Genomic DNA, 20464 nt, shown 5'->3' on the forward strand with positions numbered 1-20464 from the left:
CTTTCGACCTCCAAGTCGGTTGGTTTACACTCTGCCCCGTTTATCGGGGTCGTCGTTATCGTTGCGAAGGGTGCCAAAAGGTCACCCGCTTCTCTATCCAAGTCATTGCGCCATAGAATGCGCTGCCCGCCAGCGCCGCGACAACAATTTCAGCCCAGACCATATCCAATGCAAGCTGACCAAAGCTGGTAGATATCCGAAACCCCATGCCAACGGTTGGCGAGCCGAAAAATTCAGCAACAATGGCCCCGATCAACGCGAGGGTCGTGCCAATCTTTAACCCGTTAAAGATAAAGGGCATCGCGCTTGGCAATCTCAGCTTGAACAATGTTGACCAATAACCAGACGCATAAGTCCGCATCAGGTCCCGCTGGATCGCGCTGGTATCTTTCAGCCCAGCAACCGTATTCACAAGGATTGGGAAGAAAACCATCACAGCAACAACCGCTGCTTTGGATTCCCAATCGCTCCCCAGCCATTTCACAAATATCGGCGCGGTCCCGACAATAGGCAGAGCCGCCATAAAGCTGCCGACAGGCAAAATGCCACGAGTCAGAAACTCGGATCGATCCGCAATCACCGCGACAACCAGCGCAGCAATGGTCCCGATGAGATATCCACTCACCGCTCCCTTTAGAATGGTCTGTTGAAAGTCAGCCCAAAGGATCGGCCCCTCTACGGCAAGACGTGAAATCACAGAAGATGGCGCCGGTAAGATCACTGGGTTCACCTCGAACCCTCGTACCAGCAACTCCCACACAATTACGATGGTTAGCCCAAAGATCGCAGGGATCGCGATCTTTACAGCTGGCAAATCCGACAATGCCCCATTCGCCAAGCGAACATTCAATAGCCAGCCAGCCGCCCAGATGATCAATGCAATAAGGATATACATCATGCTGCATCCATCCCCATACGCCGCAGCGTGATCCGTTCGATCATGCTAAAGATTCCCACCAATGCCGCAGCTGTCAAAGCCGCCGCAAACAAGGCGGCCCACGAAACCAGCGGCTGCCCGTATTGGTCTCCAACCAACATGCGTGCACCAAAACCCGCACGCGCGCCCGTCGGCAACTCGGCAACGATGGTCCCTACCAGCGACGCCGAAATGCCAATCTTGAGTGACGCAAAAAGGTAGGGCGCCGAAGCCGGCAAACGCAAAGACCAGAACCCTTGGTTCTTGGACGCATTATAGGTTCGCAAAAGGTCCAACTGCATCCCCGAGGGGCTACGCAACCCTTTTACCATGCCAACCACAACAGGAAAAAACGATAAATATGCTGCGATCAAAGACTTCGGTAACAACCCCTGTATGCCCATCGACCCCATGACAACAATCACCATGGGCGCCAAGGCAAGGATCGGAATCGTCTGGCTTACAATCGCCCAAGGCATCACAGATCGATCCATCACGCGGCTATAAACAATCCCAACAGCCAGCAATATCCCCAGCCCCGTACCAATAGCAAAACCCAACAAAGTCGGCGCCAAGGTTACCCAGCCGTGATAAACAAGCGACCGTTTGGACGTGATCTTTTTTCCAAAGATCGTCTTGTACATCTCACCCGCCACTTGCTGTGGGCTCGGCAATCTGGGTCTCTTGAAGCTATAGGCTAGCGGGACAAGGTCAGGATTGCGGATGGCCAAACTGGCACCGCTAATGTCTTGCCGCGCAGCTGGTGTTTCAGGAACAACAACCGCCCCGTCACGCTGTGCCTGATCCGCAACCAAATGCATGTTCATCGGAATCACAGCGAGCAACCAAATGCCCAAAATCGCAGCTACAATAGTCAGAACCGGAACGACAGACTTCACCACCCTCCTCCCGTCATTTGGGATGGTGGGCGGGGTGTCGTCAACGACGCACGCCGCACAGTATCCAGCACAAGCTTAATCATCTGCATGCCCTGCTCTCAGCCCTTCACGCACACGATGCGCTATTTCCAAAAACTCCGGACTCTCCCTGATTTCCAAGGGCCGCTCTCTGGGCAAAGGGCTTTCAATAACATCTGTAATCCGTCCAGGACGGGGGCTCATCACGACGATCTTTGTGCTCAGATACACCGCTTCAGGGATCGAGTGCGTGACAAAAGCGATCGTCTTGCCCGTTTGGTCCCATAGGTGCAGTAGCTGTTCGTTCAAATGATCCCGAACAATCTCATCTAATGCGCCAAATGGTTCGTCCATCAACAATAGGTCCGCATTAAAGGACAGCGCCCGCGCAATGCTCGCACGTTGCTGCATCCCGCCCGACAACTGCCATGGGAATTTCTTCTCAAACCCTGACAATTCAACCAGATCCAGCACCCGCGCGACACGTTCTGCATGCTCTGCCTTCGGCACGCCCATGATTTCTAGCGGCAGCCGAATGTTCCCGCCAATCGTACGCCAAGGGTACAAACCCGCCGCTTGAAAGACATAACCATAGGCTCGGGCTTCTCGTGCTTCGCGTGGCGAAACGCCATTCACGGTAATCTCACCGCCTGTGGGCTGCTCCAGATCGGCCATCACCCGTAGAAAGGTTGTCTTCCCACAGCCTGATGGCCCGATGAAACTTACAAAATCACCCTGCTTGATATCCAGATTCACGCCTTTCAACGCGTGCACTGGCCCGTCGTTGGTTTGAAACGTCAGGTCCAGATTTCGCGCGCTGATTACGTCTTTTTGTTCACTCACAAAGTATTTCCTGTTCCTTCAATCCCTCTCATATCCCTGCAGGGATATTGAGCGGATCGCGTTTTATCATCTTGGGGGCGTTCAGCTCTTTCCATTTGCTCAGCGCCACATTCGCCGAAGGAAAGGCCGGGCGTGGAATAAATTTGCCGCGGCCCGGGTTTGGCTGGCTGTTTTGCCCCCATGCCCAGATGACCTCGCCTCGGCTCAAAGTAAAGCGGCTCTGCGCACGCACTTCAAAGCCTTCAAAGACATTATAATCCAGAACAGAATGATGGTTGGCGGGGGAAATCGTTTTGGTGATCTTTGGATCCCAAACGACAATGTCAGCATCTGCCCCTTCCACGATCGCTCCTTTGCGCGGGTAGATGTTTAGAATCTTTGCCACATTGGTTGATGTTGCCGCCACAAATTCATTCGGCGTCAAACGACCCGTTTCAACACCTTCGGTCCACAAAACCGCCAAACGCTCCTCAAGCCCGTTCGAGCCATTTGGAATAATCCGGAAATCATCACGCCCAGCGCGCTTTTGCTCGGTCGAGAACGCCGCGTGATCCGTCGCAACAACCTGCAAAGAACCCGACTGCAACCCCGCCCACAAACTATCCTGATGGTCCTTTGAACGGAACGGAGGCGACATCACACGGCGCGCCGCATGATCCCAATCTTTGTTGAAATATTCAGATTCATCTAACGTTAGAAACTGGATCAACGGCTCACCATAAACCCGCATGCCCTTTTGACGCGCGCGGCGAATAGCCTCGTGCGTTTGTTCACAAGACACGTGGACGATGTACAAAGGAACACCTGCCGTATCCGCGATGGTGATCGCACGGTTTGCCGCTTCCCCTTCCAATTCGGGTGGGCGGGAAAACGCGTGGCCCTCTGGGCCTGTGATCCCCTGATCAAAATATTTCTGCTGCAACTCGGCAACCAGATCGCCGTTCTCGGCATGAACCATCGGCAACGCGCCCAATTCGGCGCAACGTTTGAACGAGGCGAACATTTCGTCGTCCTCAATCATCAACGCGCCCTTATAGGCCATGAAGTGCTTGAACGAATTCACCCCCATGTCCACCGCGTCTTTCATCTCGTTAAAGACGTTTTCGTTCCAGCCGGTGATCGCCATGTGATAGCCGACATCGCTACAAATCTGAGGGGCGCTTTTGCGGTGCCATTCATTGATCGCGTTCTTAATCGACCCATCTGCACCCGGCAGGCAGAAATCCACAATCATCGTCGTCCCACCACAGGCCGCAGCCCATGTTCCGCTTTCGAATGTCTCGGCGGCAGTTGTGCCCATAAACGGCATTTCAAGGTGCGTGTGCGGGTCAATACCACCCGGAATGACATAGGCGCCTTCCGCGTCGATGTATTCATCACCAACAAGGTCTTCACCGATGCGAACGATCTTTTCGCCCTCAATCAGAACATCGGCTTTCCATGTCCGGTCTGCGGTGCAAACCATTCCACCTTTGATTACCTTGCTCATGTCATCTCTCCTCGTCTTATGGCGTTCTGTTTGGGTGCTGGGACTGGCCTTAACCTACGATCTCGGCAGTCTCGACAACCGCGTGCAGCAACACATCTGCACCGGCCATTGCCCATTCTTTGGTGATCTCTTCCGCTTCATTATGGCTCAGCCCATCAACACAAGGGCACATCACCATCGCCGTCGGCGCCACCCCATTGATCCAGCAGGCATCATGCCCCGCACCCGAAATCAGATTCATATGCGAATAGCCTAGCCGCTCGGCCGCATTTCGCACCGCGGTTACACATCCCTCGTCAAAGGCAACGGGGTCAAAACCGCCAACCTTTTCAAATTCGATGCCAAGGCCCAGCTCATCGGCCACCTTCTGGCCTTCGACACGCAACCGCGCCTCCATATCTTCAATCACGCTCAGCTCGGGCGAGCGGAAATCAACGGTAAACACCACCTTGCCCGGGATCACGTTGCGGGAGTTCGGGTACACATCAATATGTCCAGCCGCACCCACGGCATGGGGCGCATGGGACCATGCAATCTCGTCTACTTTATCCAGAATCCGCGCCATGCCCAGACCCGCGTTCTTGCGCATAGGCATCGGGGTAGAACCCGTGTGGCTGTCTTTGCCCGTTACGGTCACTTGCGTCCATGACAAGCCTTGGCCGTGAGTGACTACGCCAATATCCTTGCCCTCGGCCTCTAGAATCGGACCTTGTTCGATATGAAGCTCAAAGAAAGCGTGCATCTTGCGCGCGCCAACTTCCTCTTCACCGCGCCAACCGATCCGCTTTAATTCATCGCCAAAAGATTTGCCTTCAGCATCTTCACGGGCATAGGCCCAGTCTTGGGAGTGGATCCCCGCAAACACACCAGACGATAGCATCGCTGGGGCGTAACGTGTGCCTTCCTCATTGGTGAAGTTCGTAACAACAACCGGATGCTTGGTCTGAATGTTCAGATCATTCATGGTGCGCAAAATTTCCAGACCACCAAGCACACCCAAAACACCATCGTACTTCCCGCCAGTCGGCTGCGTATCCAGATGCGATCCAACATAGACGGGCAGCGCGTCGGGGTCTGTACCCTCACGACGGGCAAACATGTTGCCCATCTGGTCTAACCCCATCGTGCAGCCAGCGGCCTCACACCAGCTTTGGAACAACGCGCGCCCTTCGGCGTCTTCATCGGTCAGCGTCTGCCGGTTATTCCCACCAGCGATCCCTGGTCCGATCTGCGCCATCTCCATTAAACTATCCCACAAACGATCGGGATTGATTTTAAGGTTCTGTCCGGGCGCTGGCATGAGCTGGCTCCTGTCATTAAGGGGACCACATGATGTGGTTAAATTTTTACCAATTGGTAAAGCAACGATTGCCCCTCCCTTCATCTCTGTCAAGAACTGCTTTAGAAAGAACTCCAAGCCTGAAGGTATACTGCCCAATTTCCAAGCATCTGCGGAGAACTCAGTGACTGAGACAAAGATCAAAAAACCAAGCCGCATCCAAATGCGGAATCGGCGCCTCATTCTGGATGCCGCATTAGAGGTTTTTTCGCGCGACGGTTATGGCGGTTCGACCTTGGATGCCATCGCAATCGGCGCAGGCCTGAGCAAACCAAACCTTCTGTATTACTTTGAAGGGAAAACAGAAATTTACGTTACGCTTCTAAGCCAACTGCTGGAAACATGGCTCGACCCGTTGGTCGAACTTGCCCCTGATGGTGACCCTGTAGAAGAGCTATTAAGCTATGTTCACCGCAAGCTTGATATGGCGCTAGAGCTTCCCGCGGAAAGCAAATTATTTGCGGGTGAGATCCTTCAAGGTGCGCCAAGGATGATGGAATACCTTAACGATGACCTAAAACCGCTTTTCGACCAAAAATGCGCCGTCATCCAAGGCTGGATAGACGAGGGGCGCTTGGCCCCGATTGATCCGGCTCACCTTATTTTCTCAATCTGGTCTACGACTCAGCACTATGCCGATTTCGGCGCCCAGATTTCGGTTTTGTTGGATGAAACCGATCCTGCAGAACGCGCCCATGCCCATCTGGAAATGATGTTCAGGCATATGCTCCAGCCTGCGAAAAACTAGCGCCCGATCGCATCTCGGGCGCTAGCGCTTTTTCATTCGGCGGCTGTTGCCGAGGGGTTATTGGGATGCATTGTCCAATTGGCATAGGCATCCTCCACAACTTTTCCGGTTCTCGGATCCGTTTCGCCAGCTGGCATTTCAACCATAGAAATGCAGTTTTCGATAGGGCAAACCTCGACGCAGAGGTTACAGGCAACGCATTCCTCTTCAATCACCGAGAACGTCCGATCTGCAGACATCTCAATCGCCTGATGAGATGTATCTTCGCACGCAGCAAAGCAGCGGCCACAGCTAATGCAATCATCTTGATTGATAGAAGCCTTCGCAATGTAGTTCAGGTTTAGATACTGCCAATCTGTGGTGTTCGGCACGGCCGCGCCCATAAAATCCTGGATCGAGGTATGGCCTTTTTCGTCCATCCATTCAGATAGGCCGCTGATCATCTCTTGGACGACCTTAAAACCATAGGTCATCGCAGCGGTGCAGACCTGCACATTCCCGCAGCCCATCGTAATATACTCTGCCGCATCACGCCATGTGGTCACACCGCCAATGCCGCTGATCGGCATGCCCGCCGTCGCGGGAGAGCGTGCGATTTCGGAAACCATGCTCAGCGCGATCGGTTTTACCGCAGGGCCGCAATAGCCGCCATGGGTTCCCTTGCCGTCAATGCTGGGATGTGGGCTCATGCTGTCCAGATCAACGGAGACGATTGAGTTGATCGTGTTGATCAGGCTCACCGCATCCGCGCCGCCACGGCGCGCGGCCTCGGCTGGTTTGCGAATATCCGTGATGTTCGGCGTCAGCTTCACAATAACGGGTTTGGAGTAGTATTCCTTGCACCAGCGCGTCACCATTTCGATGTATTCTGGCACCTGCCCCACGGCAGCCCCCATACCGCGTTCGGACATCCCATGCGGGCACCCAAAGTTCAATTCGATCCCGTCGGCCCCCGTTGCCTCAACAAGGGGAAGGATATCTTTCCAAGCTTGCTCCTCACAGGGAACCATAATGGACACGATGATTGCGCGGTCGGGGTAGTCGGCCTTGACCCGTGTGATTTCATCCAGATTGGTCTGCAGATCACGGTCGGTAATCAGTTCGATGTTATTCAGCCCCAAAACGCGGCGGTCCGCACCGTGGATGACCCCATAGCGAGGGCCATTTACGTTCACAACAGGCGGACCTTCCATGCCAAGCGTTTTCCAAACCACCCCGCCCCAACCTGCTTCAAAAGCACGTCGAACATTGTATTCCTTATCCGTTGGCGGCGCCGAGGCCAGCCAAAACGGGTTCGGGGATTTTATGCCTAGAAAATCTGTTGTTAAATCAGCCATTCAATTTCTCCTAAACATCAACCAGCGCGTCAAAGCCGCCGTAGATCATGCGCGCACCATCAAAGGGCAGCGCGCCCATTTCTGCCAGACGAGGGTCGCTCATCGCTTTTTCAATATTGGCATCGCATGTTGCCTTGTCTGGCCATTCCTGCCAGCCGGTGACGACTGTTTCGCCCTCTTTGGCTGCCACAGCTAAGGGAAAGGATGTCTTTTCACCTTCGGGAACCATATCCCCCCACAATTCCACCACGCGCAACGCACCGTGGGATTTGAAGATTTCGGCCGCTTTCACACAATGAGCCAAATAGGCTTCTTTTTGATCAGTCGGGACCGCTGCTACGAAACTCATCACATACATGGCTACTTCCTTTTTGCTCTGTCGCGTTGTGGCTAGCCTACAAGGGCGGCGTGAATATCCATAGCTGCGTCTCGTCCTTCAGCAACGGCTGTAACCGTCAGGTCATCCCCACCAGAGGCGCAATCACCACCTGCCCAAACGCCCTTAACTGACGTGCGGCCATTCTCATCCACTTGGATCTTGCGTCCCTCAAGGGCGGGCAAATCATCGCCCTCCAACGTCTGGCCAATGGCCTTGAAAACCTGATCGGCAGTCAAACGCAGGGTCTGCCCTGTCGCGACCATGTCTTCGTCGACATAATCGAATTCGATCTCACGGACCGCGCCGTTTCCAATCACTTCTTTCGGTGTGGCGTGGGTGACGATGCGAACACCTTTGGACGCAGCCAAATCTTGCTCGAACACACTGGCGTTCATACGGTCCCGCCCACGACGATAAACCAAGGTGACGTTCAGCGCGCCCAACAATTTGGACTGAACAGCCGCATCAACCGCCGTCATACCGCCCCCAATCACAACAACATCCCGCCCGATCGGCACCTGTGCAACATCGGATGCTTGGCGAAGCTCTGAGATGAAGTCCACGGCGTCTAAAACACCGTCTTTATCTTCGCCCGCAGCCCCCAGCGCATTCACGCCGCCAAGGCCGATTGCCAAAAACACTGCATCATAGTCTGACTGTAGTGAGGCCAAAGTCAGATCAGCGCCCAGCGCGCGGCCCGTCTCGACCTTGATGCCTCCAATTTTAAGCAGCCAGTCAACTTCGCCTTGCGCGAACCCATCCGGCGTCTTGTAGCTGGCGATACCGTATTCATTCAGGCCACCTGCTTTATCGTGCGCATCCAGAACAACAACATTATGCCCTAGCATCGCTAGACGATGCGCCGCGCTTAGACCCGCAGGGCCAGCGCCAACAACTGCAACGGTTTTTCCTGTCTCAGCTGCACGGGTAAACGGGTGATGGCCCTGCTCTTGCAAGTGATCGGTGGCATAGCGCTGCAACTGGCCGATCAACACCGGCTTGCCCTCGGCCTCTTCGCGCACACAGACCTCTTCGCATAACTGCTCTGTCGGACACACACGGGCACACATACCACCCATAATATTCTGGCTCAGAATCGTTTTAGCCGCAGCATCGGGGGTGCCGGTTGCGATCTGGCGAATAAACAACGGGATATCGATATCTGTCGGGCAGGCCGTAACGCAGGGCGCATCATGGCAAAAGTAACACCTGTCTGCTGCAACCAAAGCTTCATGACTGTCTAAAGGAGCATGCAGATCCGCAAAGTTGGCCTCATAGGCTTGCGCGTCTAGGCGGCCTTTTTGCACACCGGGCTCAAAAATCTTATCTGCCATCCGTTGATCCTTTGCCAAAAGAAATTCTTGGTAAGAACGCTGGCACAGGTCAATTTTTTTATCAACTGGTAAAATTTAAGCTTCTGCGTGTATTCGCCCCATACCCTTAACATTCATCATAAATGCTATTTTTTGAGGCAGTCTATTCGCCCACCGCATCTATTTTGGCGATCAAACCCTCTAATTTCGGGCCAACTGCCTCTACAATTAGGGAAACACCATCCGCATTCGGGTGAATTCCATCAGCCTGAAACCATTGGCGAAGGGCAGCAGGATCTTGCGGCCCCTCCCCGTCACTTAACCCCGCAAAAAAGCTGGGCAGAAAGGCCGCATCATATGATTTCGCCAACTCAGGAAAGACACGATCAAAATCGGCTTTGTATTCCGTGCCAAAGTTATTCGAGGCCTGCATCCCAATGAGCAGAACCGGCACCTGCGCGGTTTGGGCAGCCCTCATGATACCCTCCATGTTTTTGCGAACTTCGTTTGGGTCAATCCCGCGCAGCAGATCATTCCCGCCAAGCGCAACAATCAGGCCGTCCACCTCTGGCTGCAACGTCCAAGCGACCCGCGCCAACCCGCCTGCAGTGGTGTCACCAGAAACCCCCGCGTTAATCAGCCGCACTGAAGCATCCCGCGACTGTATCCATGTTTCTAATTGAGGCACGAAACCCTCAGCCTGCGTTAGCCCAAAGCCCTGCGTCAGGCTATCACCCAGCGCGGCGATTACGACCTCTTCTGCCTGCGCCAATCCAGCCCAAAACATAAGAATACCAACCCAGACCTTGCGCATTCCCGTAATCCTTCCATATCCCATAAAGACGCCAGCAAAAGGGCACCTCATGGCCAACATAATTTTCTCTCTCAAAGATGCAGCCTTGCGCCTAAATGGCAATGCCGGACCTGTCGATATTCTGAAAGGAATAAATCTGGATGTCGCCGCAGGCGAAAGCATTGGTCTGATCGGGCCCTCGGGTTCGGGGAAATCCTCCTTGATGATGATCATGGGCGGGCTGGAACAGGCGACAGGTGGCAGCGTTCAGGCAATGGACCAAGACCTCACCGCTATGAGTGAAGACCAACTGGCCCTGTTCAGGCGTGATCGTATGGGCATTGTGTTTCAATCTTTTCACCTGATCCCAACCATGACAGCCCTCGAAAACGTGGCCACACCTTTGGAGCTCGCTGGCCACCAAGACGCGTATGCGCGGGCCGCAGATGCCCTAGACGCTGTCGGCCTAGCCGCCCGCGCCAACCACTATCCAGCGCAAATGTCAGGTGGTGAACAGCAACGCGTTGCCTTGGCGCGGGCAACGGCCCCCCGCCCTGCGATATTGTTAGCTGATGAGCCAACCGGAAACCTAGACAGCGCCAATGGCGATGCGATCATGGATCTTCTGTTTGATTTGCGCGACCAACACGGTTCAACTTTGGTTCTGGTTACCCACTCCGACGCGCTAGCGGCGCGGTGTGACCGCACCATCACCCTACGCGACGGCCAAATCGCATGAGCCTACGACTCGCCTCTCGTTTTGCCCGCCGAGAGCTGCGCGGCGGGCTTCGTGGCTTTCGCTTGTTTCTCGCGTGCCTTGCCTTGGGTGTTGCTGCAATCGCCGCTGTTGGCTCTGTCCGCTCTGGTATTCAGGCGGGTCTGGAAAAAGAAGGGGCTGCCCTGCTGGGAGGGGATGTCGAGCTAGAGCTGACATATCGCTTTGCCAATGAAGCCGAAGCAGATTGGATGAACAGTCATGCGACTTCAGTTTCGGAAATCGCTGAATTCCGCTCGATGGCGACAACCGCCACTGATCGCGCGCTGACCCAAGTAAAAGCCGTCGATGCAGCCTATCCCCTTGTCGGCTCTGTTACGTTGTCCCCTCACATGCCGCTGGCTGACGCCCTTGCAGTACAGGCCGCGGTCCCTGGGGCGGTCATGGAACGCGCCCTGATGGATCGCCTCGGGCTGGTGGTTGGGGACCGTTTTTCGCTGGGCTCTCAGCCTTTTGAACTGCGCGCCGAGATCGTTCGAGAACCAGACAATGTCGCCTCAGGCTTTTCGCTGGGGCCGCGTACCTTGGTCATGCGCGACAGTCTGGCCCAATCGGGCCTCTTGTCTTCGGGGACGTTGTTTAACAGTAAATATCGGCTGATCCTCACAGATCCTACCGATATCACCCACCTCGAAACCGAAGCGGCTGAGATGTTCCCCAACAGCGGCATGCGTTGGCGCGATGCGCGTAATGGGGCTCCGGGTGTTTCTCGTTTCGTTGACCGTCTTAGCGCATTCCTTGTCCTCGTTGGCCTGTCGGGTCTTGCGGTGGGTGGCGTGGGTGTTTCGGCTGCTGTACGCAGCTATCTATCCCGAAAAACCGAAGTAATCGCGACATTGCGCGCCCTTGGCGCTGATCGACAAACGATTTTCCAAACCTACTTTATCCAGATCGGTGCGCTTTCTCTTTTAGGGGTCGCTATTGGCGTTACTCTCGGGGCGATTGCGCCGCTTGTCCTTGCGCCAATCCTTGAGGCGCGACTGCCTATCCCTGCAGAGTTTCGCGTGTTTCCCGCCCCCCTGTTCGAAGCAGCGATCTATGGCCTTCTAACCGCGTTTATCTTTACCCTATGGCCCCTTGCCCGAACCGATCAGGTGCGGGCCGCCACGTTGTTCCGTGATGCTTGGGATGGTGCCAGCCGTGCGCCAGCGTGGCCTTTCATCCTCATCACCGGAGGCGCCATTGCCACCTTGATCGCCATTGCTGGGTGGTTCAACGGTAATTGGTGGTTAACCCTGTGGACCTTGGGTGGCATCGCGGGGGCCCTTGCGCTTTTATCCATCTCGGCATTCATCATCCGCATCACGGCAAAGGCTCTCAGCCATCGCTTGCGAGGGCGCCCTAGATGGCGCTGGGCGATGGCGGCAATTGGCGGCACTGGCGAAGGTGCTGGCGCGGTGGTGCTGTCACTTGGGCTTGGCCTGTCCGTTCTAGCCGCAGTTGGGCAAATCGATGGAAATCTTCGTCAGGCGATTGCGGGAAATCTGCCAGATGTCGCGCCCAGCTATTTCTTTGTCGACATCCAAAAAGACCAGATGGAAGGATACTCCAAACGTCTGTCTGATGACCCCGCTGTTAGTCGCGTGGATAGCGCGCCCATGTTGCGCGGTATCATTTCCCAAATCAACGGCGCTCCGGCCGCTGAAACGGCGGGGGATCATTGGGTTTTGCAGGGTGATCGGGGTGTGACCTATGCCGCCACCGCAGGGCCACGCGCAAACATCACCCATGGCACGTGGTGGGACGCTGATTATTCTGGCCCGCCGCTCATCAGCTTTGCAACGGAAGAAGCCATCGAAATGGGTCTCGAAATTGGGGACAGTCTGACCGTCAACATCTTGGGCCGTGACATAACGGGCGAGATCGCCAATTTTCAGGAGGTCGATTTTTCGACTGCTGGTATTGGCTTCATCCTGACGATGAACCCTGGCGCACTCGAAGGGGCGCCTCATACCTTCATTTCCACTGTCTACGCCGAGGAACGCGCCGAAGCCGCGATCCTGCGCGACCTTGCCAATGCCTATCCAAACATCACGGCCATTCGGGTTCGGGACGCTATCGAGCGGGTTGCTGGCGTGCTGGGCGGATTGGCCGCGGCAACCTCCTATGGTGCGGCCGCAACCCTATTCACCGGCTTTCTGGTTTTGATCGGCGCGGCAGCAGCAGGTGCAGATGCGCGCACCTATGAGGCCGCCATTCTAAAAACCCTTGGTGCCTCTCGTCGCATGATCGCGGCCAGCTTCATCTTGCGCGCGGTCTTGCTCGGCTTGGCTGCTGGCGGAGTTGCCTTGATTGCAGGTGCCTTGGGCGGGTGGGCCGTGAGTACATTTGTGATGGAAACGGACTATTCCGTCATCTGGCCCTCAGCGCTTCTCATCATTGCTGGGGGGATCATCGCAACCGTTCTGGCAGGGCTGGGATTTGCCCGCCGCGCCCTACATGCCCGCCCAGCAGGCGTTTTGCGTGCGCGGGAGTAATCCTATGCTGTTCCCCCTTTGCCTCTGCCCGTTTGCCACGTAGAATTACACCAACAAGGAGCGCCACTATGTCTGAAACAACATCCCCTTCTGCCGAGGAAACCCTGCCTGCCACATTGCCCCCAGCGATATCTGCAGCACAGCGAAGCCAGATCATTAACATCGTCCGCCGCGCAGCGCGCGCCGAGATCATGCCGCGGTTCCGCCGCCTTTCGGATGGGGACATTCGGACCAAATCCAGTGCAGATGACCTTGTGACCGATGCGGACACCAAAGCCGAGGCCATGATCGCCCGCGCATTGCAAATTGCGTTCCCTTCCGCCCTAGTGATCGGCGAAGAAGCCGTTGCGGCGAAACCATCGTTGTTGGACGGTATCGCAGAGGCTCAGCTTGCGTTTCACATCGATCCGGTGGACGGGACGTGGAATTTCGCCCATGGCCTTCCTGTCTTTGGCGTGATTATCGCGGCCACCCGTTATGGCAAACCTGTGTTTGGCCTTATCTACGATCCAGTGGGCGATGATTGGGCCGTCGCTGATGAAGAGATGACACCCCAGCTTCAACGCCCCTTTGGCGCGGCGCGTGACCTAAAAGTTGCGATGGGCAAATCGGTTGAGCAATTGTCGGGGATCATCCCGCTTCACTTGTTCCCAAAAGAAAAACAGGCCGAGCTGGCCAGCACATTCCCCGGCTTTGGGCGGGTTAGCACCCTGCGTTGTTCGGCCCATGAATACCGGATGATCGCGCAGGGGAATATCGACTTTAGTCTAACGGCGCTTTTGCACCCATGGGATCACGCCGCTGGCGCATTGATTGCCCAGCGCGCAGGCGCGCATGTGGAAATGCTGGATGGCGGCGATTATTCAGCCACACGTCAAACAGGCCACCTGCTCATCGCGCCAGACAAAGCGACATGGAACAAGCTGAAGAAAGTGTTCAGCTTCCTCTTGCCAGAAAAGGCCGAGAAAGCTGAATAAGCTTATCGGATATACTTCTGATAAGCGGCTTCGCTCATAAACTCTTCTAATGCGTCCGGATCATCAAAGCTCAGCTTAAAGAGCCAGCCGTCGCCCTGCGGGTCTTCGGAGATGATTTCGGGCGCGTCGATCAGACGGCTGTTCACCTCGGCGATCTCACCATCCAGAGGAGACAGGATATCAACGGCATCGCTTCCCGCTTCGATGACGACAACAGGGTCGTCCATTGAAACGACATCGCCTTCTTCTGGTAATTCGACAAATTTTGCATCGCCAATTTCGGCGGCACCATAGTTGCTAAGCCCGACGGTGATTTCGTCTTCGCCATCCTCGATGCGCAGCCACAAATGTTCTTCTGTAAATATCATGCCATTGGCCCTCCGAGATTCTGTATTGCCAAAGCATGTGAGATATTTCAATCCGTTCAATGCATGGTTGCCTCGCTTTCGGCGTGGTGATTATGTAGCCGAACGCTAACTTTCGTGAAGGTCGATCATGCACCCTTGTTTTTTTGGCTATGGCAGCCTCGTGAACCGCGCAACCCACAACTATGTCGAGGCATCACGTGCGCAGCTAGGCGGCTGGCGGCGCAGATGGGTCCACACCCAAGACCGTGGAATAGCCTTCCTTAGCGTTGTGCCCGATTCAGAGACCACAATCGACGGGTTGATCGCCGAGGTGCCGAATGCAGATTGGCTAGCTTTGGATGAACGCGAATATGGCTATGCGCGGATATCATCCAAGGGCGCGGTAAAGCACCCGCGCGATCCTGCGACCGTGATCTCGCATTATTCAGTGCCAAAAGAAACGTGGGTCGACATTCAAAACCACCGCATCCCGCTTAGCTATCTGGACGTTGTTGTGCAGGGGTATCTACGTGAATTCGGCGCAGCAGGCGTGAGCAATTTCTTTGCCACTACCGATGGCTGGGAAACCCCCGTGCTAAATGATCGCGCGGCTCCGACCTATCCGCGCAAACAGATCCTTTCCGCGCAAGAAACCGCGTTGGTTGACCAACACCTTGCCTTGCGCGGCTGCACAATCGTAACCGACTAAGGCCTTAACCGCGGGCCTTGATCACCTGCAACAACTGAAGAACGGTTGCCATTTCAGGCCCGTGTGCCTGACCTGTCAGCGCTTTGCGCAGCGGCATGAACAGGCCTTTGCCCTTGCGGCCTGTTGCTTCCTTCACCGCAGTGGTCCAGTTGCTCCAGCTATCTGCATCAAAGGGGCCTTCGGGCAGCAGCGCCATGGCTTGGCTGATGAATTCGCGGTCTTCGTCTTCGATCACGGGATCCGCGCCTTCGCTGAACATCTTCCACCAGCCAGCAAGATCATGCAGCGTGGTGATGTTGTCGCGGGTCACTGACCAGAACTGTTCGGCTTGCTCATCAGGCACGCCGAGCGCGCGCACCTCTTCGGCCACATCGGCCAACGGCAAAGTTTGCAAGAATTTGGCGGTCAGCGGTTTGAGGTCTTCGGCGTCAAACTTGGTCGGGGCCGAGCCAAAGCGGTTGATGTCAAACCCATCAATCAACTCGGACATTTCGGTCCGCAACTCTACTGGATCGGACGAACCCAATCGTGCCATCAGGCTCAGCAACGCCTGTGGGGCGATGCCAGCTTCACGCAGATCCTTGAGCGCAAGCGTGCCAAGGCGTTTGGACAATGCCTCGCCCTGTGGCCCTGTCAGCAACGAATGGTGCGCAAAGTTTGGAACATGACCACCCAGCGCATTAATGATCTGGATTTGTGTGCCTGTGTTGGTCACATGGTCAGAGCCACGCACAACATTGGTCACACCCATATCTGTGTCATCCACAACCGACGCCAATGTGTACAAAATCTGGCCATCACCGCGAATCAAAACAGGGTCGGATACCGAAGCCCCATCAATGCTGACATCCCCCAAGATGCCGTCATTCCAGACGATCCGCTCATGCTCTAGCTTAAAGCGCCACACACCGCTGCCACGCTCGGCGCGCAAGGCGTCTTTTTCGGCATCACTCAGGCTCAGCGCTGCGCGGTCATAGACCGGAGGCTTGCCCATGTTGAGCTGCTTCTTGCGCTTCAGGTCCAACTCGGTCGGTGTTTCAAAGGCTTCGTAAAACAACCCCATATCGCGCAGTTTCTGCGCAGCATCATGGTATTTCTCCAGACGCGAAGACTGGCGTTCAACGCGGTCCCAATGCAGGCCCAGCCATTCTAGGTCACGTTTGATCCCATCCACATACTCTTCCTTCGAGCGGTTAGGATCGGTGTCATCAATGCGCAGAATAAACTCACCGCCAGCTTTGCGGGCGATCAGATAGTTCATCAGCGCCGTGCGCAGGTTACCCACGTGGATCCAACCAGTAGGGGACGGGGCGAAACGGGTAGTTGTTTTGTCAGACATGAAAGCCTCCTGTTGCGGCGCTTGCTGTCATACCAACGCGCTTTTGTCCAGTTGCAGTGAAAGGCTCCACCCCCTCCAAGTTCACGCAAACTTGAGCCAAAAATCCTCGCGCTATCCGAGAAATGCGGTATCGTTGCCGAGATTGCTTAACAGGAGTTCACATGACCAAATCCCCATATATTTCCCGCCGCCATGCTCTCATGGGCGCGGCAAGCCTGCCCTTGGCCGCCGCGACAGCGACTGCAACGCGCGCTGCCGCGCCAATCGCAGGCCCATCCACGGCACCTTTCCAACGTGTAAAGCTGGGTGAGTTCGACGTCACCACCCTGCTGGCTGGCACACGCAGCGTTCCGGGGCCGCAGAATATCTTTGGCTTGAACGTGGATAAAGAAACCTTTGATGATGTTTCGGCCGCGGCGCATTTGCCAACTGACGCCGCACAGTTCTTTTTCACACCAACCGTTGTGAATACGGGCAGTGAATTGATCCTGTTTGACACAGGTCTATCTGGTGCAGGAACAACTGCAGCTTTGGCCGCGGCAGGCTATACGCCGGATCAGATTGATGTCGTTGTCATTACTCACATGCATGGCGACCACATTGGCGGCCTATCCACTGAAGGCACCCCAACATTCCCGAACGCCCGCTATGTGACAGGCTCCAAGGAATATGATGCTTGGGCCGCTATGGGGAATGAAGGCTTTGATGCAAAGATGAAGCCTTTGGCAGAACAGACAACGATGATTGGAGACGGGGGCAGCGTAGCCTCTGGCGTTACAGCCATGGCTGCCTTTGGTCACACGCCAGGGCATATGGCCTATATGCTGGAATCAAACGGCAAGCAGCTGGTACTGGGTGCTGATTTTGCAAACCACTATGTCTGGTCCCTTGCGAACCCCGATTGGGAAGTCAAATTTGACATGGATAAATCTGCTGCTGCTGCCACGCGCCGTAAACTTCTGGGCATGCTCGCCGCTGATAAGGTGCCGTTCGTTGGGTACCACATGCCATGGCCAGCCTTTGGATTTGTCGACACAGCAGGCGATAACTTTGCCTATGTGCCGCACAGCTATCAGTTGTTGCTATCCTAAGATAACGGGCGCGGGGTGGCCTTATAGCTGCCCCGCTGCCTTTAGACGATCCAACCCATAGGACAGGTACTCAGTCCGAAAGGAATGTCCGCCTTCAAACAGGCAGAATTCCAGAATTTCCCCATCAGCATTTGACCGTTCCTGACAGCGCAACATATCCGAGTTGTTTTCCCTCACAGGGCCAAAGGCACCTTGGCGGGTATAATCCGCCAATGCTTCCGAGACCTTACCCTGTCGCGTCGCGCCGATCTCGCGCCCATCCAAGGGCACCGTCCCGTCGCGATCGCCATGCAAATGAACGATGCTGGTTGTTGGTGTTGTGCAAGACTCAGGCGGTTGCAACCAATAGGTTCCAGCAATCGGGATGAAACCGGAAAACCGCTCGGGCCGCGCGCAGGCAAGGTTCCAAACCATCATGCCGCCAGCGCTAAAACCACTCATCACTGATTCAGCAGGATCAATTCCAAACCGTCTTTGGGCATCTTTTGCCACCGCGTCAAAATAGCGAAACTCTTCCGCGCCTGTACTGCTGAACGACCTTGGGCCATTGGGTAGTTTCCACAAGCCATCTCGCGCTTGAACCGCGATCAGGGCCATCCCGCGTTCATGGACCATACGTTTGAGGCTGCCGTTTCGCATGACACCCGCAGCCGTGCCCCGATATCCATGCGCCCAAACCAAAGCCCCTTTCGGGGCCGTTGTGCCCTCTGGCATTGAAATGCGGTAAACACGATCCCCGATCTGGCAATCACTCTCTTCACCGCATGCATAAGCTGATGGCGCCAGCACCATCAAAATCAGGACAAGAACATACCGCATCAAACCGCTCCTCGCTTTTTGCGGATGATGATCTACTGCCGCCTGACAGGCAAATCACCTGCGCGTGTATAGACGCATCTTTTTGGCCGTTCCGCGCAGGTCGTTTGCAGCCTGTTCAGCTGGGATCACGCCAGCGGTTGGCGATAGGATACCGACGATCCAGCCAAAACGCACCTTTGGTCAATCGCGGCCCCGGAGCGGACTGGAACCGTTTGTATTCGGAAATGTAAATCAGATGCTCGACCTTTTTGGCGACATCGCGATCAAATCCAGCGGCAACACAATCGGCGATAGAGCCATCGTGATCCACAAGGATTTCCAGCATGGCGTCCAGCTCAGGATAATCTGGCAGGCTGTCACTGTCTTTTTGATCATCGCGCAATTCGGCTGAAGGTGCCTTGGTGATGATATTTTCAGGAATCACGCGACCCGCAGGCCCCATCATCCATTCCGCGTGATGCGCATTTCGCCAGCGGCAGGTTTCAAACACGCGCATCTTGTAGAGATCTTTGATCGGGTTATAGCCCCCCGACATATCACCATAGATCGTGGCATAACCCACCGCGACTTCGGATTTATTGCCTGTGGTCAGCAGCATTTCACCGAACTTGTTCGAAAGCGCCATCAACAGTAAACCGCGCAAGCGACTTTGGATGTTTTCCTCGGTCAGGTCCTCTTTGGTTCCTTCGAACAGCGGCGCCAGCGTTTGCGTGATGGCATCCCGCCCTGCCTTGATCGGCACATAATCGTACCGCGCCCCTAGCGCCTTGGCACAAGTTTCAGCATCCTCCAAAGACGCGGCCGACGTATACTCGGATGGTAACATCACACAGCGCACATTTTCAGCGCCCAGCGCATCAACCGCGATTGTGGCAACCAGCGCAGAATCAATGCCCCCCGACATGCCCAGCAGGACCTTTTTGAAACCTGTCTTGCGCATATAGTCGCGCAACCCTTGGACCATAACGCGGTAATCCTGCGCATAGGGCTCTTCGTGAATGACTTTTTCTGCGGCAACAATGCGCCAGCCGTCAGGGCCGCGTTCCAGATCGACATGCTGGGTGACTTCATCAAAGGCTGGCATCTGAAAGGCCAGCTCGCCACCGGGATTCAAGCCAAAGCTGGCGCCGTCAAACACCTGATCATCCTGCCCACCAACCATGTTCAAATAGATCAGCGGCAAATCGGTTTCGATAACGCGGCTAACCATATGGCTCAGGCGGGTATCGAACTTTCCGCGGTAATAGGGTGAACCATTTGGCACCAACAAAAATTCAGCGCCCGTTTCGGCAAGGGTTTCCGCCACATCCTCGTGCCATGCGTCTTCGCAGATCGGGCTGCCGATACGGGTGTTCCCGATCGAATATGGCCCGCCCAGAGGCCCGCTATCAAAAATGCGAACCTCGTCAAAAACTGTCTCATTCGGCAGGTGGTGTTTAAGAACCCGAGAGGCGATTTTGCCTCCCTTGAGAATCACATAGGCATTGAACAGCTCTGCGCCCTCTACCAAAGGCGCGCCAATCGCCAGCGCCGGACCATCCGCACAATCGGCGGCCAGAGCCTCAAGGTGAGTCATCACATCGCGTTGAAACGCGGGCTTACTCACCAAATCTTGGGCGTTGTACCCTGCTATGAACATTTCGGGCAACGCCACCAGATCAGCCCCTGCATCACGGCCAGCGGCCCAAGCCGCCTGCGCCTGCGCGGCATTCCCCGCCAAATCACCAACGGTTGGGTTCAACTGGCCCAATGTAATACGAAAACGCTCTGCCATGGTTATACCTCTACTATCTTATGCCTGATGTAGCAGATCAGACGCCTAGTGAAAGCCCAGTTTGGCCGAGCGGTCAAAAGGT

At 55.3% G+C, this 20464-nt stretch carries 19 protein-coding genes; 6 read left to right on the plus strand and 13 right to left on the minus strand.

The window, feature by feature from the left end:
- Positions 1-55: 55 nt before the first annotated feature.
- The 5 genes from Z948_RS0104930 to Z948_RS0104950 form a co-directional block, all read right to left on the minus strand.
- Positions 56-898, minus strand: coding sequence for an ABC transporter permease (locus tag Z948_RS0104930; protein ID WP_025058459.1), 843 nt, complete (start codon positions 896-898; stop codon positions 56-58).
- On the minus strand, positions 895-1815 hold the full coding sequence (locus Z948_RS0104935) for an ABC transporter permease (RefSeq protein ID WP_025058460.1): 921 nt from the start codon (positions 1813-1815) through the stop codon (positions 895-897). The genes Z948_RS0104930 and Z948_RS0104935 overlap by 4 nt, the downstream gene beginning before the upstream one ends.
- A gap of 75 nt (positions 1816-1890) precedes the next feature.
- The gene (locus tag Z948_RS0104940; protein WP_025058461.1) at positions 1891-2676 is read right to left on the minus strand and encodes an ABC transporter ATP-binding protein; all 786 of its coding nucleotides are present in this window, start codon (positions 2674-2676) and stop codon (positions 1891-1893) included.
- 28 nt (positions 2677-2704) lie between these two features.
- Entirely contained in the window at positions 2705-4165 is a 1461-nt protein-coding gene (gene hydA, locus Z948_RS0104945) for a dihydropyrimidinase (RefSeq protein WP_025058462.1), read from the minus strand.
- Between the two features lie 49 nt (positions 4166-4214).
- Positions 4215-5465 (minus strand): Zn-dependent hydrolase, encoded by a 1251-nt coding sequence (locus tag Z948_RS0104950; protein WP_025058463.1) that lies wholly within the window; start codon positions 5463-5465, stop codon positions 4215-4217.
- A gap of 163 nt (positions 5466-5628) precedes the next feature.
- Between Z948_RS0104950 and Z948_RS0104955 the strand changes: the two genes are divergently transcribed.
- Positions 5629-6252, plus strand: a complete 624-nt coding sequence (locus Z948_RS0104955; protein ID WP_025058464.1) for a TetR family transcriptional regulator C-terminal domain-containing protein — start codon at positions 5629-5631, stop codon at positions 6250-6252.
- A 32-nt stretch (positions 6253-6284) separates the two neighbouring features.
- On the opposite strand, the gene preA is transcribed toward Z948_RS0104955, so the two are convergent.
- From preA to Z948_RS0104975, 4 genes are all read right to left on the minus strand, one after another.
- A complete protein-coding gene (gene preA, locus Z948_RS0104960) occupies positions 6285-7589 on the minus strand; it encodes an NAD-dependent dihydropyrimidine dehydrogenase subunit PreA (RefSeq protein ID WP_025058465.1) in 1305 nt (434 codons plus the stop codon).
- Positions 7590-7599: 10 nt separating this feature from the next.
- Entirely contained in the window at positions 7600-7947 is a 348-nt protein-coding gene (locus Z948_RS0104965) for a DUF1428 domain-containing protein (protein WP_025058466.1), read from the minus strand.
- A gap of 32 nt (positions 7948-7979) precedes the next feature.
- The gene (locus Z948_RS0104970; protein ID WP_025058467.1) at positions 7980-9302 is read right to left on the minus strand and encodes an NAD(P)-dependent oxidoreductase; all 1323 of its coding nucleotides are present in this window, start codon (positions 9300-9302) and stop codon (positions 7980-7982) included.
- Between the two features lie 142 nt (positions 9303-9444).
- Entirely contained in the window at positions 9445-10095 is a 651-nt protein-coding gene (locus Z948_RS0104975) for an arylesterase (RefSeq protein ID WP_025058468.1), read from the minus strand.
- Between the two features lie 49 nt (positions 10096-10144).
- Between Z948_RS0104975 and Z948_RS0104980 the strand changes: the two genes are divergently transcribed.
- From Z948_RS0104980 to Z948_RS0104990, 3 genes are all read left to right on the plus strand, one after another.
- Complete coding sequence (locus Z948_RS0104980) at positions 10145-10813, plus strand: ABC transporter ATP-binding protein (RefSeq protein ID WP_025058469.1); 669 nt, start codon at positions 10145-10147, stop codon at positions 10811-10813.
- A complete protein-coding gene (locus Z948_RS0104985; RefSeq protein ID WP_025058470.1) occupies positions 10810-13326 on the plus strand; it encodes an ABC transporter permease in 2517 nt (838 codons plus the stop codon). The genes Z948_RS0104980 and Z948_RS0104985 overlap by 4 nt, the downstream gene beginning before the upstream one ends.
- Before the next feature lie 68 nt (positions 13327-13394).
- A complete protein-coding gene (locus tag Z948_RS0104990; RefSeq protein ID WP_025058471.1) occupies positions 13395-14303 on the plus strand; it encodes an inositol monophosphatase family protein in 909 nt (302 codons plus the stop codon).
- Between the two features lie 2 nt (positions 14304-14305).
- On the opposite strand, the gene Z948_RS0104995 is transcribed toward Z948_RS0104990, so the two are convergent.
- Positions 14306-14671 (minus strand): glycine cleavage system protein H, encoded by a 366-nt coding sequence (locus Z948_RS0104995; RefSeq protein WP_025058472.1) that lies wholly within the window; start codon positions 14669-14671, stop codon positions 14306-14308.
- A gap of 127 nt (positions 14672-14798) precedes the next feature.
- Here Z948_RS0104995 and Z948_RS0105000 point away from each other — a divergent pair, with 127 nt between their 5' ends.
- Complete coding sequence (locus Z948_RS0105000) at positions 14799-15359, plus strand: gamma-glutamylcyclotransferase family protein (protein ID WP_025058473.1); 561 nt, start codon at positions 14799-14801, stop codon at positions 15357-15359.
- Positions 15360-15363: 4 nt separating this feature from the next.
- Here the strand turns inward: Z948_RS0105000 and gltX are convergent, their stop codons facing one another.
- Entirely contained in the window at positions 15364-16698 is a 1335-nt protein-coding gene (gene gltX / locus Z948_RS0105005; protein WP_025058474.1) for a glutamate--tRNA ligase, read from the minus strand.
- 161 nt (positions 16699-16859) lie between these two features.
- Between gltX and Z948_RS0105010 the strand changes: the two genes are divergently transcribed.
- The gene (locus Z948_RS0105010) at positions 16860-17789 is read left to right on the plus strand and encodes an MBL fold metallo-hydrolase (protein WP_025058475.1); all 930 of its coding nucleotides are present in this window, start codon (positions 16860-16862) and stop codon (positions 17787-17789) included.
- A gap of 21 nt (positions 17790-17810) precedes the next feature.
- Here the strand turns inward: Z948_RS0105010 and Z948_RS0105015 are convergent, their stop codons facing one another.
- On the minus strand, positions 17811-18608 hold the full coding sequence (locus tag Z948_RS0105015) for a CE1 family esterase (protein ID WP_025058476.1): 798 nt from the start codon (positions 18606-18608) through the stop codon (positions 17811-17813).
- A 115-nt stretch (positions 18609-18723) separates the two neighbouring features.
- A complete protein-coding gene (locus Z948_RS0105020) occupies positions 18724-20382 on the minus strand; it encodes an NAD+ synthase (RefSeq protein WP_025058477.1) in 1659 nt (552 codons plus the stop codon).
- Positions 20383-20464: the final 82 nt, after the last annotated feature.

Source organism: Sulfitobacter donghicola DSW-25 = KCTC 12864 = JCM 14565 (genome assembly GCF_000622405.1).
GTDB classification, from domain to species: domain Bacteria; phylum Pseudomonadota; class Alphaproteobacteria; order Rhodobacterales; family Rhodobacteraceae; genus Sulfitobacter; species Sulfitobacter donghicola.